The sequence below is a fragment of the Empedobacter sedimenti genome (genome assembly GCF_030005555.1).
GTDB classification, from domain to species: Bacteria; Bacteroidota; Bacteroidia; order Flavobacteriales; family Weeksellaceae; genus Empedobacter; species Empedobacter sedimenti.
In genome coordinates, this window is the sequence record NZ_JASCQG010000012.1 from 101,629 (window position 1) to 116,680 (window position 15,052).

Here is a 15,052-nt window from a genome sequence, read left to right on the forward strand (position 1 = left end):
TGGTCGTGCAAATATAGCCCTTTAATTAAAATATCTAAAATTAGATTGTGTTGAAATAGAGAACATCGCTTCATCTCCTTTTGTATCACCAAAAGAGATAATTTCATCATAAAAAGTTAAATCAATTTCATTTTCGATTCTATTCTTTTTTTCATGATAATTACAATTTGGCGAAGCAAATTTACCTGTAAAAAAACCATTATCATCAAACTTTGCTTTTGTACAAATTAGTCCCATTCCATAATAATCAGCAAAGGGTTTTACCCAAAAATCGATAGAAGCTGAAACGATAAACTTGTCATTATAATTACTTAATGATTTTATATATTCATCAGCTTTTGAATAAATTAATTCTTGATGATTTTTTTCGAAATAATTTTGAGCTAATCGATTAATTTCAACATAAGATTTTCCTTTAAAAAATTTCGAAATGAACATTTCTTTTACAAAACCAGCATCAATTATCTTCAATTTCGAAACGATAAATAATGGAATAAATATCAGATAATTAATGAAGTAAACTTTAGGAAAAGAGAATTTCAAAAAATCGAATAAGGTATCTTTACAAGTTAATGTACCATCAAAATCAAAAAGGTATAAATTGCGATTCATTACATTTTCAATTTTTTGAAAATAAATTCAGGAACATTACGAATTATCATCATAATTCCCCACCACAAAAATGTTACATAAACAACATTTTTCTTTTTGACATAAGCCTTATAAATAATATTCGCAGCTTGATCTGGTTGAGCAGTTAATGGTTTTGGTGTTTCGATATCAGCTGTCATTTGTGTATCCATAAAACCAGGAATAACAGTCATTACATGAACTTTTTTATGAAATAAATAATTTCTCAAACCTGCTAAATAGGCTGTAAAACCAGCTTTAGCAGATCCATAAATAAAATTACTTTGACGACCACGTTCCCCCGCAACAGATGATAAACCAATGATAGTTCCCGAACCTTTAGCCTCAAATTTCTTCGCAAAATAATTCATCAAAACAATTAATTTTGAGTAATTAATTTCTACAATTTGCTTTGTATTCCAATCATCGTACAAACCTTCTTCCGAATTTTTGCCTAAATAACCAGCAGCACAAAAAAGTAATTCAGAATCAATATGGTCTAGCTTAGAAAAGTCATTCTCTTTTGTTAAATCAAAATGTACAATTTCACATTTTTGCTCATACTTAGCAAAAAAGTGTTGTGCCAACTTTTTTGTTTTTTCAATATTTGACGTAAACAAATAAACCATCGGAAAACGTTTCCCTTCATGTAAAACCTTTTCTACGAAAGCTACTGCAACATCTGAATTAGATCCTATTATTATCATTTCTGTTTAAATCTATTGATACGTTCGTTCTGCATTGATTCAAATTTCGGTGAATCAACATGTTGTAAATAATCTGTAAGCGCAGGATTAGACATTGCATCTTTCGTACGATAAATGTGCCCTCCGAAATCCATTACAATTTTATCTAAATTATTTATTAACTTTTCCAATTTATCATTCACTTTAAAATCCAATGCCAAAGTATATCCTTTCATAGGAAAAGAATTATAAGCTTGTTTATTATTATCTCCGAACAATTTTAGTACAACTAAAAAAGAACCATTTCCACTAGCAGCAATTGTTTCCAAAATCTGACGCATTCCTTCTTTTCCTCTTTCTTTTGGAATAACAAATTGATATTGAATAAATCCATTTTTCCCATAAATACGATTCCAATTATGCACCGCATCTAACGGATAAAAAAATGTTTCGTAATCCACATAGTTTTTTAAATGTTTTTTACCTTGTTTATTAAAATATAACCAATTGAAAATCTTGATTGATAAAGGATTCAACGCGAAATTTGGAAAGAAAAATGGAATATTTAAGTTTAATTTTTTCTTAATTTTTAAAGGATTCTTTTTGAATTTTTGAGGTAATTCGTCTAAGGTTGCATGTTCGCCACGCAACATAATCGATTTTCCTAAAGAAGTGCCTTTTTGTAAGCAATCTAACCACGCAACATTATACGTCCAAGATTCAGAAGATTCAAACAACTCGAAAATTTCATCTAAATTCTTTGCCTGTATTGCTTCGTTCCGAATATAAGCTGTCTCAATTGGTTTCAACATAAAACGTGCAGACAAAATAATACCCGTCAATCCCATTCCTCCTATCGTTGACCAAAATATGTCAGAATGTTCATTACGCGAACAGTGTAAAATTTCTCCGTTATCAATCATTAAATCGAAATGAATTAAATGATCAGAAAAACATCCATCAATATGATGATTTTTACCATGAACATCTGATGCAATTGCTCCACCAACCGTAATAAATTTGGTACCTGGAGTGACTGAAATAAAATATCCAGCTGGAATAGAAACTTCTAAAATATCTGATAATAAAACACCTGATTCGACCTCTATAATTCCATGCTCACGATCAAAATCGATAAATTTATTCCATTTTGAAGTTGAGATAATTGTATTTTGTAATGATGCATCTCCATAACAACGACCATTTCCTCTAGCAATTAATTCTTCATTAGATAAAACAGCTTCCTGAAACTCAAGAATTGTTGTTGGTGACACAACATTCGCTTTTATAGATGGATAAAGTCCCCAATTGGCTACTGGAGTTAATTTTTTATTTTCCATTGTTAAAATAAATCAATAATACATAACAAATTCCCCACAAAACAATCAAGATTTGCAGAAAATGATCTTTAAAAATCAATTTAGTAGGGGATTCTGTTTTTGCGAATACAAATGTCTGTTGCAAATAGCGCAAAACAGCTGCAAAAACAAAGACAAAGGTATAAATAATATAATGATGAAACTTGGATTGTGTTTCTGGCGAAAGGATAAACATCATATAACAAATCACAGCGACAGTACAGGTTATAGCTAAGGCCGAATTAAGAAAATTGAGATTATAACCATCTAATGATTTTCTTGTAACACCCTCTAATTCTGCATTAATTAATTCTCCTCTACGTTTTCCTAAAGCTAAAATCAAAGCCAAATCAAAAACCAATAAAATGGTCCAATCTGTTACGACTAATCCTGTCATATAACCACCTACAAAGACTCTTAACAGAAATCCAAAAGCAATAATCATAACATCTAAAATTGCTATTTGCTTTAATTTGAATGAATAAGCTAAATTCATAAAAAAATAAACAGCTACAAGTATTGCGACTTGTTTGTTCGCAAAAAAGAAAACTAAGGCACTTGTTATTGCAACTAAAAAAAAGAATAGGATTAATGCATTATTCTTTGAAATTTTTCCGCTTGCAAGTGGACGATTTTTCTTCTCTGGATGTTTCTTATCTTTCTCTATATCAACATAATCATTGATAATGTAAATACTACTCGCTACAAATGAGAAGATCAAAAATCCATAGAATGATTCAACAAAAAGGCTAGCATTCAGCAAATTACCTGAAAAAAATATCGGTAAAAAAACAAATAAGTTCTTTACCCATTGATTAACACGTATAAGTTTTAAATAGTTCAGCATTATTTATTTAATTTCCAGTCCAGATAAACCTGATTAGACTTTTCTCTTATCAAAACCAAATCATCAATATAATTGATTAATGGCTTTATTTTAGTTGAATAATTTTCTTCTACAAATTTTAACAAATCTGTCCATTCTTCATAAGATAACTCAGCATAGTTTTCGCAAGCGTAAATCTCTTTCTCTTTAGCATTAAGTCTTGCTTGATAGTTTAAACGACTAATTGGTGTATTGTATTGTGACTTATATACTTTCGAAAAAATATCCTGTTTGTACAATAGTTCTTTTTGAGTTAACGTAATAAAACTTCCTTTTATATTTGATGGAAATGGAACTGAAATATGATAAAAATACAATTTGATATTATTCTCAAATTGAGATAAAATTGATTGAAAAATCGTATTTACTTTAATATGCTCTAAATGCCAATCTATTGGAAATGGAATATAAACTTCTGTAAATTCATTAGTTGATACTAGTTTTTCTAAATCCGAGTATTCATCATAACTTGAAGAAACAATCAAATCAAAACTTACTTCTTTTTGCAAATTCTTCAATTCTGAAAGTCGAACTTGTTTATTCGTTTCATTATAATTATTCCCTAAAAATTGAAAATAATAAACTGTTGCGTTCTTTTTAAGTAAAATTTGACTATTCCCAATCCATTCATCATCTGCATGAGGCACCAAAATAAGAGGTTTAGAATCTGAATTAATCTTCATTTCTTCCATATTTTGATAAGATTGTATTTTATTCATTTTAAATTGAATAAACCACTTTATCAAATAACGTAAACGTCTAAATTTCAGTTTTACTATTCTTAATTTTTGATTCATTTCGTGCTAAAAATTAAATCCCATTGTTCTAAAATCTCCTTTTTACGCCACTTATACGAATTACGACTACATGTATGTAAAATTGTATTTAATTCTTCAGGCTGATTAATCAAGAACTGAAGTTTTTCTATAAATTGTTTCTGATCTGATTTCGGAATTAGAAATCCATTTGATTCATCAACAATATCTGAAGGTCCATAGTTACAATTATAAGAAATTAACGCATTTGACATCAAATTTGCTTCAATCAAAACCGTTGGTAAACATTCTGTTTTACTTGTGAAAAGAAATATTTTACTTTTGGTAAGTTCTTTATATATCTCTGTGATAGATTGACTCCCTAAAAATTGAACTTTATTTTTCAAATTTTCGTTCGAATTTAATTTATTCTCTAAGTCATTTCTCGAAGGTCCATCACCTATAATTTTTAACTGAAAATCGTTTAAATCAACTTGATTAACGATATCTAAGATCTCTCCAACATTTTTGTCTTGGTCTAAACGCCCTACATAAATCAAGGTATTTTCTTTTTGAGAAATCAAATTCTGATCAAAAGATTCAAAAGGTTCTCCAATTAAATTAGGAATTAAAAATGAATTTTTATTAATGCTTTTGTAATGTTGTAAAGAATTTGAATTAATACAAACTACCGCTTTCAAATTCTTATAATATTTTCGCAAAATATCAAACCACAACTTACCTCCAACCTCAAAATTGGCGTGTTCCCAAGCAATAGTCTTGTGTCTTACTTTTTTATTTAGCGCTAATTGTGCTGACAATTTATACCAAGAAGAAACGATAAGGTCGTAATCCTGATGATTTTTATTCATCCATTTATGCAACATTTCCCATTGACCAAAATCGTACACATAATTCTTGATGTTATTCTTGTAGGGTAATTTTGGCAAATACTTATTCAGATTAACATTTATTTTCTGAAATCCCCAATGCGAAAAAGTATCAATCACGATGAGATTAACACGCTTATCTAATTCAAAAAAACTTGCTGTATCGTTAATCATAATTGCAATAGAAACTTCATGTCCTTTTGCAACTAACTCATTAGCTAAAGAAACTAATACACGCGCTACTCCTCCTGCTTTGAAGAGTTTATAATAGACAAATAATATTTTTTTAGGTGGTTGGTTGGTCATTTTACTTTTTCCTTAAAATATTTTTCAAATCCTTACTCAAAATTACATTGAATTTCTCAACACCAATTTGATTCAAGTGATTGTTATCAAAAAAATCTGTCGAATCTTTTAATTCAACTAAATTTTGATAATTCTTATAATTACCTAATTTACCTAAAAATTGATCTACTTCTTCATTATTATTAATCGAATTATAAAGTGTTTTTGTTATTGGTGCTTGAATAATGTATACATCAATTCCTTTACTTTTTATAAAAGCAATATTATTCACAAACTCCTCTTTCTGATTTTCTCTTAAATCCCATTTTGAGATTTTCTCATCATTAAAAATATTTTTTCTGAATTTAGTTTCTACATATCCAGTTGGCGAAATGTATGTATCTTCTCCTTGTTGTGTCACTTCACTAAATGTTTTATTCAAGCCAAAAATTTGTCGAAATCCAGAAAAAATTAGAGTATTGTAAGCTAATAAATTATGAATTTCGTTCGCCATTTTGATCGAATTAATATCAATTTTATTGTTACTCAAAATATCCAGAGAAGACTCAACTCCATCTATATTCATCGTTCCTGCATAAGCCTCATATACAACTAGTTTTGGATTAATTTGTTCCAAATATTGATGCAAAAGTACTTTTGTATTAATTGGTGTTTGTGCGCTTGAACCTAAATTGAAGGCAGAAATTCCATCTTTTTTCAAAATTCTTGGATCAACTCCACGATAAGCATGCGAAGAACCAACAATTAAAACATCTACATTTTTGGTCTTTTGAGCATCTTGCATACGTGTAAATGTATGTCCGTAACACCCCATACAGCTTCTTACATTTTTAGACATATATGATGGAAGAAAAGAACTCCAAAGTGGCATTATTACAAGATAGAAGATAACTGCAAATAACCCAAATAAACCTATATTAATTAAAAATTTTTTCATGATTTAAAATTGAAAATAAATAAATGGACTTTCCTCTGTTTGCAAAAACAAAGCGATTATCATCACAACAAATGCATAAAAACACCATCTAACCCATCTTGGTTTAGAGATTAAAAATTTCTCAATACCATAATTATTTCTTCTACCAATCCATTCAATCACCAATAAAAATGCGATTAATACTAATGTTGCTAATGCACTTTTACGTAAAGTAGGGAGAGTGAAAAGTGATTGATTAAAAATTCCTCCTATATATTCAAACGCATGAGTAACTGAATTTGCACGGAAAAATATCCAAGCTAAAACTGTTAAACTAAACGTCAAAACCATATTAAATAACTCTCTGACATTTGGTAAAACTCTGTCTTGCGCTACAATTTCTAAATTATTACGATTCGTTTTCAGTAATATTGAAGGCATTATAAACAAAGCATTCAAAAATCCCCAAAAGATAAAAGTCCAATTGGCTCCGTGCCAAAAACCACTTACAATAAAAATAATGAATGTATTGCGAACACGCATCCAATTTCCTCCTTTACTTCCTCCTAACGGAATGTATAAGTAATCGCGAAACCATGTTGATAACGAGATATGCCAACGACGCCAAAACTCGGCAATATCACGAGAAAAATAAGGATAGTTGAAGTTTTTCAATAAATTAATTCCAAACAAACGTGCTACACCAAGTGCAATATCCGAATATCCAGAAAAGTCTCCATAAATCTGAAATGTGAAAAAAATAGCTCCTAAAACTAAATTAGATCCTGACTGTGATTCTGGATTAGAAAAAATCTCGTTTGCATAAATTGCACAATTATCCGCAATTACCATTTTCTTGAATAATCCCCAAAGAATTTGACGCATTCCGTCAACTGCTTGCGAATAATCAAAAACTCTTTTCTTCTTGATTTGAGGCAAAAGATGCGTCGCTCTTTCTATAGGTCCTGCAACTAACAACGGAAAGAAACTAACAAAAACTGAATAATCGACAATATTTCTTTCTGCTTTAAGCCTTCCGTAATAGATATCAATGATATAAGATAAGCCATGAAAAGTATAAAACGAAATACCAACTGGTAATATAATTTGCAATGTCCAAGGGTGAACTTCTAAGCCAAATCCATTCAGCATTTCAGCAAAAGAATCTGCAAAGAAATTATAATATTTAAAGAAACCTAAAAAACCAAGATTAATCCCAATACTAATTGTTAACCATATTTTTTTGAGACTTTGAGAAGTTGCTTCTTCTATTTTGATTCCAGAATAATAATCTAAAAAAGTTGAAAAGCCTAACAAAAACATGAAACGCCAATCCCAACATCCATAGAAATAGTAACTCGCTACTAAAAGTAAGATATTTTGAAATTTCAAATTCTTTCTTAATAACCAGTAAAGTGCAAAAACGATTGGTAAAAAAATCGCAAAAGAAATAGAATTAAATAACATATTTTATTTCTGTTTATAGTATATATACGACAACGGATAAACCAATGTTGACAATAATTTAAAATACTTCAATCCTTTATTTATTTCAAATAAACCACGTTTATTAATAATCGAATAGACTTGATATCCAACTAAATTACGAATTAAAGCTTTTGGATATCCAAAAAGTTTTGTTCCATAAGAATTCAGAAAAGAACGATAACCTTCCATCAAGCCAAATGTATTTTTTCCAGTCCATCGTGTATTCGAAACTGAATTTTCATCTTCATCATCCAAATGATAGTTACGAACAACTTTGTTAACAAACTTAGTTTGCACACCATCAGCATCATAGGTGTTAAAAAATACTGATTGAGGTATGTATCCTTTGTTTTTGTAAGGTGAGTAATCAAAGTTTTTCAACAATTGTTGATAAGTCTTTGTTATAAAAATTCCGAACTTATCTCCACGTACTTTGTACTTATAACGCATATCGAAAATTGAACCATCAAAACCATTATTTGGATATTGATTTCCTACGATTTTTCCATCTGTATATTGCGATAATCCCATTACGGAAATATATTTATCTTGATTTGAGATTTTCTCAACCTCATCAAATAATATTTGTAAAGAATCTGAGGGGTATGAATCATCCGAATCTACAATCATAAAATACTTTGAAGTCACTTTCTTAATTCCTTCAAAAACGGTGATGAATTTATGTTGATTTTGGTTCCAAAAATATTCAATTTCAATTAAATTTTCTGATTTGAAATTTTCAACAATTTCTTTGGTATTATCCGTAGAACCATCGTCCATAATAATCCATTTAAAATCTCTGAAAGTCTGATTTTTTAACGAATCATACACACGCGTCAACGTATGCGCACGATTATACGAAGGTGTTACAACAGTAATTTTAACCTCGCTCATTTTCTAATTTTAATTGATATTGTTGTTCAAAAACTTCAGAAACCTGACGATAGATCTCTTTTTCATCAAATTTGTTGTACGCATTTTCAGTCCCTCCAATAATTTTCTGAACCAATTCTGTATTCGTCATAAATGATTTCATTGATTCATACATTTCGTCTTCATCATATTTGATTAAAACTCCGTCTACTCCATCATCTATCATCTCAGCAATTCCTCCAACATTTGTCGAAATAATTGGCTTACGCATACACATTATTTCACCAATTACAAGCGGATACGACTCTGATTGTGTTGGTAAAATAAAATAATCGGATGCTTTGATATATGGATACGGATTGGTTTGAGAATCTAATAATAAAAAAGAATCTTTGACATTTAGTTCCTTACGTTGATTGATTAAATTTTCCATTTCATTTCCTCCTCCAATCACGGCAATTTTATGAACAAAACCATCATCTAATAATCGTTTATGAACTTTCATCAACGTGTGATAACCTTTGCGATGATGTAATCGTCCCATTGACGAAAAAACAGGAACGTCTGTTTCATAAGAATATTCAAAAAGTTCAGCTTTTTTCAAAACCTCATCAACTTTTATCACATTGTAAATAACTGTAGATTTTGGATAAGTCACTTGATACAAATCCTCGATTACTTGACGTGTTTGTTTTGAACCAAAAATCATAAAATCGAAACGCTTCATTTTTTCAATTCTACTCAAAACACGTTGTTGATCTTTATCATAACCAACATCAGTATGAAACCATCCCAATTTTCTCGATTTTTTATCTGGAGAATTTAGCACCATATCAAATTCTGCATAACCTGGAGAAACTTCGATATCGTATTTTTCTGGAACTTTTATTTTGTATAAAATTGAAGGAAATTTATCATAAACTTCTAATTTCATTCTGCGCCAAATTAATTGTAATTTCTGAATCATTGGATTAGAACTCATTTGTTCTTTTCCTTTTTCAACAACAATTAATTTTATATCAGTCGGAATATCTTTAATCAATTCGCCTTGATACAAATTTAGCATCAATGTAAAATCGAATTTATCTTTTGGCAAGTTTCGCAATAAATCTAAAACCACTCTCGGAACTCCACCCATTTCTAATGAGCGAAGCCTAAAAAGTACTTTTATTTTTTTAGGTTGATTTGACATTTGGTTGGTTTGATGCCACAAAAGTACAATATTGATTCTGAATTGAATAATACAATAATCTAAAAACACATAAAATTATTCTTAATTTTGTAAAAAATATGAAGAAATGTTCAAAATTGGAACAAAAGTTAAAGTGATAGATGATAATATTTCTGGGACAATCACCAAATTAAAAGGAGATTGTGTTTATTTTAACGACGAATTCGGTTTTGAATATGAATATCATCAAGACGAAATCATCAAAGATATTGAGATTGATTATGATGAATATCGTGATGAAGAAAAGAAAATTTTTACAAAACCAAAGTTTAAAACTTTCAGAAAATCTCATCGTCATCCGTATTTAACGCGAGAAATTGATTTACATATTGAAAATTTGGTGGATAATTGGCGCGATATGGATAACGCAGAAATTATCACAACTCAGCTTGATGTTGCAAGAAACGAGATAGAACGAGCAATGTTTGAAAGCCAAGTTCGGTTAATTTTAATACACGGCTACGGAAAAGGTATTCTAAAAAAAGAGTTAACCGAGCTATTATATCGTTACACTAATTTAGAATTCTATGACGCCTCACTAAAAGAATATCACGGAGACGCCATAGAAGTTAAATTTATATAAATCTTTATATGATGATAAGCTGAACTGAATTCAGCTTCACTTTGATGTTAAAATCTCTTGATCCAATCCATCAGATCATAATAATTTTGAGGAACAATTCCATGTCCACTTCTGTATTCATGGTATTCGAAATTGATGTTCAACGATTTTAAGAACTCTTCTCCCATTCTACCTAATTCTATTGGCAACACAACATCCTCTGTTCCGTGTGAAACAAAGAAATTTAAGTTAGAAAAATCTTTTGATAGATCAAAATCTCCAATAATTTTATCTTCTGGATAACCACTAAGAATAGCTACATTTTTAATCTTTTCTGGATAATTTAGAGAAATTGCATAACTCAAAATTGCCCCTTGACTAAAGCCCATCAATGTTACATTTGCTTCATCTAAATTCTCTTGCAGAACAATTGCATCAATAAACTCTACCAATTTATTACGAGACTCAACCGCTTGTTCTTCATCCATCCATTTTTCATTGTTAACAAAGTTGATATCGTACCATGCAAAACCTCCATAAGGAATATCGTAACGAGCGCGAACACTTACGATATGAGCATTTTGCGGCAAATCTTGCGCAAACGAAAACAAATCTTCTTCGTTACTACCATAGCCATGTATCAATACAAAAAGTGGCGTTTTATCTGTTTTAACAACTGGTAAACGTTCTATATATTTTATTTCATTCAATTCTTTCATACTAAATATTTTTAGCGAATTTAATTCTAATTTATAAATAAAAAAACGGCATTCAATTGAACTGAATACCGTTTCTCTATTACAAACGTTGCAAATTTATCTGTAAATTATATTTTAAATCTCGACATGCCCCCAGTTTTCACCAGATTTTATACGATATAATTGCATTTCACTAATCCCGAATTGTTTTGCAATCAATCTCAATCGTGTTTTACGATTTGGATTGGCTAACATTTTCTTGATTCGAATAACATCAGTTGTTGTTAATTTATTACCATCCATTTTCTGACGTGTTTTTTTCGATTTTTCAATTCCATCTTCATATAAAGGACTATTCATAAAATGATCTCGGAACTCTTCTTTCGTTCCCCATTTTAGATTCGTCACATTATCATTATCTTTTACAAAATCAATATGCAATAAATAGGTTTGATCTTCTGTTGGTGGCGGTAAAAATTTTTCAGCAACAAGATGATAAATCAAATTTTGAGTATACTTTTTACGACCAACTTCATCCTTATAACTGTAACGCAAAATTCTATATCCGTTTACATAACTGCCTTTTAAAAGTCTACCATCTTCTTCCAAATCGTATTGATAACTAACCAAACGTCCGAAATTGGAAATTGCATAATTATTTCTTAAAGTACCTTTTAGTTCTACTTCTTTAAACTCTTCTCCAACAAGTATCTTTACCATTTGTTATTATTTATTGTACAAAATCTACGAGGTAATTAGTAAGATGAAATCGAATTTAGTTTTTTTCAACTAGTTTATGCGTTAAAAAACACTTAAGTTAATCTTAAAAAACACAATTTTATATAATGCTTTACTCAAAATCCTTCAAAAACACCCAATCCAAATAACGCAAAATCATATTTCACTGGATCATTTATATCCATTTCACGCAATTTTGTATCCAATTCTTTTAACGCTTTTGCATCGTTTTGTTTTCGAATCAAAATATTAAGTTTTCGGGCAACATTACCTGAATGAACATCCAAAGGACAAGAAAGAATAGAAGTTGGTATGGATTTCCAAATTCCTAAATCAACACCTTGTTTGTCATCCCGAATCATCCAGCGCAAATACATGTTTGCACGTATAAATAAGGTAGCAATTAATTAATATAGTCAATTAACTGTAACTCTTTCAAATTTATGGTATAATCATTAACATCAAAAGGAGTATCCTTTATCACTTCATATTCTAACGCTATGTCATCAACGTAGTCACTATTAGAAAAATAATCATCTTGGTTCATCTTTAAATCAAGAAATTTTTTATTTTCTAATAAGGGAGTAATAAATTTTTGTGTGTGATTTTCTTCCAGTTTGTTTAACAAATCATTCTTTTGAATTTTATTTTTTGGTAATAACAGATTAAACTGTTCCATAATTTTTGTAGAATGAAACATTAGTGGTGTTGGGAATCCGGAAAACAAAATTTCAACAATAAATTCATTCGTAGAAAATTGTGAATGAATCTTAATATAATTTATGGTTTTATTAACGATGTCTTTTAGTTGTTGTTTACTAATATTTTTATAATTTAATTGTTGAATCTCCTTGATTTCATCTACAGGATTGTTTGTATTTATTGTCAACAACTCATTTTTATACAAACTTATATCATGTTCTAATTGAGCGATTTCTTTAACAATATTATTGAATCTTTCATGTAAATCTTCATCCTGAGAATCATCTATAGTATCAATAAAATTAAGTAGTTTCGTTTTACGTGTTTTTAGATTTTTCAAATCTCCTTTAGACTTTTTGATTTGATTTCCTAATTCCTTCTTCCTTTGATCTTGTGAATAAGTTTTAGATAAAACATCATCAAAAATTGTCGATAAAAAGATTAAGTTAACAATAAATGTATCAAACTTTTTAATGGTTAAATTAATTGAATCACGACATTCAATTTGTACTTGATGGTTCCTATTACTACAACGATATACAGAAGTTCTACTCGACGGTTTGTGCATTCCGACATATTTATGAACTCCTCCACATTGACCGCAAATCATTTTATCACTTAAAAGATAAGAATACTTATTCTTAACACCAGATTTGATCATTTTATTAGATCGAAAATCTTGAACTTTATCAAAAATTAATGGATCAATTATATGAAAATCTAAGTCATAACGAACCCTATTTTCTATATCACCTCTACTAAACCAAAATTCACCTTTATAAATTTTATTTTTAAGTATTCCATCTATTGTTGAACCAGACCATTTTTTATTCCCACTTTTGGTAATATAACCCCTAGCGGTCATTTTATTTGCTATTTCATAAACTCCAACTCCATTTATAGATAAATCAAATATTTCTCTTACAATTTTTGACTCATGTGGAATCTCTCTAAAATTATTATTTTCATCACGACCAATTCCAAGAGCTTTTACTCCATGTGTTTTACCTTTGCTAACTTTTAATCTATTAGCCGATTTTACTTTTTGAGAGGTTACTTCGGCGTAAAAACTATTAATTAACGACATAATGTTGGCATTGAACATACTTTGTGGATCTGTGAGTTCAATTTTTTGGTTTCCTAAATAAAATTCAACTTTATGATTTATACATTCACCAGAAAACAAAACCCAAACTCCTAATTTACGTTCAACTCTTGCTTGGTCTATAGCATAGAAATGTGTGATTTTTTTCTTTTTGATATCCTTCAGGAGGCGCAATAAACTTGGACGGTTTTCATCGGTACCAGTTATACCTTTGTCTTCATAAATTTCATAAGGTATGTTAAGACTTTTAGCTAATTTTATTCCCGAAACTGTTTGATCTTCGATGGAAAAATCGTTCTTGTTTGTTTTGGCGTTTGATGTTCTTACGTAGATTCCGAGCATAATTAGGATTTATACTCAAAATTACGAATTTTCAAAAAGTGGAAAAAAAAATTATTATCTCATATAATTCACTATTTTTACCTCATTCGATTAAAATTTCTAAATGAATAGGATCAAGGAGGTTATAGAAAAGAAAGGAATAAAACAAACCTGGTTGGCTGATCAATTAGGCAAAAGTTATAATATGGTAAACGGTTATGTACACAACAGGCACCAACCATCATTAGAAACTTTGTACAAAATTGCAACCGTTCTTTCTGTGGAGGTAGAGGAGTTATTAATGAGCGTTAATGATTATAAAAACAACAATGGGTAAATATATTAATGAGTATAAATTTTCGTTAACAGGTGGATCCTTATTGTTGGATGAGATGATCTTAGTGAATCAGTGGCTAATTGATAACGATGCAACCATCGATCAATTTCAATTAGAGAATTTGGGTAAAGATCGAATAAAAACTAGTAAACGCGAATTTGCTGAGATCAAGCTTCGTATAGGACAACTATCATCTGAAGAACGTAAACTTTTAAGTGGTGGAACGTATGATATTCAGAAGTTAATTGCTTATATTTCTTGTGTAAGATCGTACCGTATTCTACGTGAATTCATAGATGAAGTGATTTTAGATAAACTTTCAATTTTTGATCATAACTTAACAGACTATGACTATCAAAAATTCTTTAATAACAAAGCAGATCAGAATCCAAGAATTGAAAAGTTAGCAGATTCCACTAAAGACAAGGTGAAACAAGTTTCGTTTAGAATACTTGTTCAATCTGGATTATTAGACGATATCAAAACTAAAACAATAATAAAACCTATATTAGATTTCCCTTTACAAAGTATTCTAAGTGAAGATGATTTAAAATACTTATTACAGTAGCT

At 29.5% G+C, this 15,052-nt stretch carries 16 protein-coding genes and 1 pseudogene; 3 read left to right on the top strand and 14 right to left on the bottom strand.

Features of this window, described 5'->3' with window-relative positions:
• Window positions 1-21: 21 nt before the first annotated feature.
• The 10 genes from QHG34_RS12190 to QHG34_RS12235 all read right to left on the bottom strand — a co-directional run bounded on the left by QHG34_RS12190 (window position 22) and on the right by QHG34_RS12235 (window position 9,980).
• Window positions 22-612, bottom strand: coding sequence for an HAD-IB family phosphatase (locus QHG34_RS12190; RefSeq protein ID WP_282630480.1), 591 nt, complete (start codon window positions 610-612; stop codon window positions 22-24).
• The gene (locus QHG34_RS12195) at window positions 612-1,337 is read right to left on the bottom strand and encodes an SDR family NAD(P)-dependent oxidoreductase (RefSeq protein WP_282630481.1); all 726 of its coding nucleotides are present in this window, start codon (window positions 1,335-1,337) and stop codon (window positions 612-614) included. Before QHG34_RS12195 ends, QHG34_RS12190 begins: the two co-directional genes overlap by 1 nt.
• Window positions 1,334-2,656 carry an FAD-binding oxidoreductase gene (locus QHG34_RS12200; protein WP_282630482.1) on the bottom strand — a complete coding sequence of 441 codons (1,323 nt, stop codon included), beginning with the start codon at window positions 2,654-2,656 and terminating at the stop codon, window positions 1,334-1,336. Before QHG34_RS12200 ends, QHG34_RS12195 begins: the two co-directional genes overlap by 4 nt.
• Window positions 2,646-3,521, bottom strand: coding sequence for a UbiA prenyltransferase family protein (locus QHG34_RS12205; protein WP_282630484.1), 876 nt, complete (start codon window positions 3,519-3,521; stop codon window positions 2,646-2,648). The genes QHG34_RS12200 and QHG34_RS12205 overlap by 11 nt, the downstream gene beginning before the upstream one ends.
• Complete coding sequence (locus QHG34_RS12210) at window positions 3,521-4,279, bottom strand: hypothetical protein (protein ID WP_282630485.1); 759 nt, start codon at window positions 4,277-4,279, stop codon at window positions 3,521-3,523. Before QHG34_RS12210 ends, QHG34_RS12205 begins: the two co-directional genes overlap by 1 nt.
• Before the next feature lie 74 nt (window positions 4,280-4,353).
• Entirely contained in the window at window positions 4,354-5,511 is a 1,158-nt protein-coding gene (locus tag QHG34_RS12215) for a glycosyltransferase (RefSeq protein WP_282630486.1), read from the bottom strand.
• A gap of 1 nt (window position 5,512) precedes the next feature.
• Window positions 5,513-6,448 carry a hypothetical protein gene (locus tag QHG34_RS12220; protein WP_282630487.1) on the bottom strand — a complete coding sequence of 312 codons (936 nt, stop codon included), beginning with the start codon at window positions 6,446-6,448 and terminating at the stop codon, window positions 5,513-5,515.
• Between the two features lie 3 nt (window positions 6,449-6,451).
• Entirely contained in the window at window positions 6,452-7,894 is a 1,443-nt protein-coding gene (locus tag QHG34_RS12225) for an MBOAT family O-acyltransferase (RefSeq protein ID WP_282630488.1), read from the bottom strand.
• Window positions 7,895-7,897: 3 nt separating this feature from the next.
• Window positions 7,898-8,809, bottom strand: a complete 912-nt coding sequence (locus tag QHG34_RS12230; RefSeq protein ID WP_282630489.1) for a glycosyltransferase family A protein — start codon at window positions 8,807-8,809, stop codon at window positions 7,898-7,900.
• Window positions 8,796-9,980 carry a glycosyltransferase gene (locus QHG34_RS12235; protein WP_282630490.1) on the bottom strand — a complete coding sequence of 395 codons (1,185 nt, stop codon included), beginning with the start codon at window positions 9,978-9,980 and terminating at the stop codon, window positions 8,796-8,798. Before QHG34_RS12235 ends, QHG34_RS12230 begins: the two co-directional genes overlap by 14 nt.
• A 106-nt stretch (window positions 9,981-10,086) precedes the next feature.
• On the opposite strand from QHG34_RS12235, the gene QHG34_RS12240 reads away from it, so the two are divergent.
• A complete protein-coding gene (locus QHG34_RS12240) occupies window positions 10,087-10,602 on the top strand; it encodes a hypothetical protein (protein WP_282630491.1) in 516 nt (171 codons plus the stop codon).
• A 47-nt stretch (window positions 10,603-10,649) separates the two neighbouring features.
• On the opposite strand, the gene QHG34_RS12245 is transcribed toward QHG34_RS12240, so the two are convergent.
• The 4 genes and pseudogenes from QHG34_RS12245 to QHG34_RS12260 all read right to left on the bottom strand — a co-directional run bounded on the left by QHG34_RS12245 (window position 10,650) and on the right by QHG34_RS12260 (window position 14,166).
• Window positions 10,650-11,300, bottom strand: a complete 651-nt coding sequence (locus tag QHG34_RS12245; RefSeq protein WP_282630492.1) for an alpha/beta hydrolase — start codon at window positions 11,298-11,300, stop codon at window positions 10,650-10,652.
• 114 nt (window positions 11,301-11,414) lie between these two features.
• Window positions 11,415-11,999: a helix-turn-helix domain-containing protein gene (locus QHG34_RS12250; protein WP_282630494.1), complete on the bottom strand. Its 585-nt coding sequence runs from the start codon at window positions 11,997-11,999 to the stop codon at window positions 11,415-11,417.
• A 134-nt stretch (window positions 12,000-12,133) separates the two neighbouring features.
• A pseudogene (locus QHG34_RS12255) lies at window positions 12,134-12,403 on the bottom strand (DUF2400 family protein); the annotation flags it as partial.
• A gap of 17 nt (window positions 12,404-12,420) precedes the next feature.
• The gene (locus tag QHG34_RS12260) at window positions 12,421-14,166 is read right to left on the bottom strand and encodes a recombinase family protein (protein ID WP_276681396.1); all 1,746 of its coding nucleotides are present in this window, start codon (window positions 14,164-14,166) and stop codon (window positions 12,421-12,423) included.
• Window positions 14,167-14,269: 103 nt separating this feature from the next.
• On the opposite strand from QHG34_RS12260, the gene QHG34_RS12265 reads away from it, so the two are divergent.
• Window positions 14,270-14,482 carry a helix-turn-helix domain-containing protein gene (locus tag QHG34_RS12265; protein WP_276681395.1) on the top strand — a complete coding sequence of 71 codons (213 nt, stop codon included), beginning with the start codon at window positions 14,270-14,272 and terminating at the stop codon, window positions 14,480-14,482.
• A complete protein-coding gene (locus QHG34_RS12270) occupies window positions 14,475-15,050 on the top strand; it encodes a DUF1819 family protein (RefSeq protein ID WP_276681394.1) in 576 nt (191 codons plus the stop codon). The genes QHG34_RS12265 and QHG34_RS12270 overlap by 8 nt, the downstream gene beginning before the upstream one ends.
• Window positions 15,051-15,052: the final 2 nt, after the last annotated feature.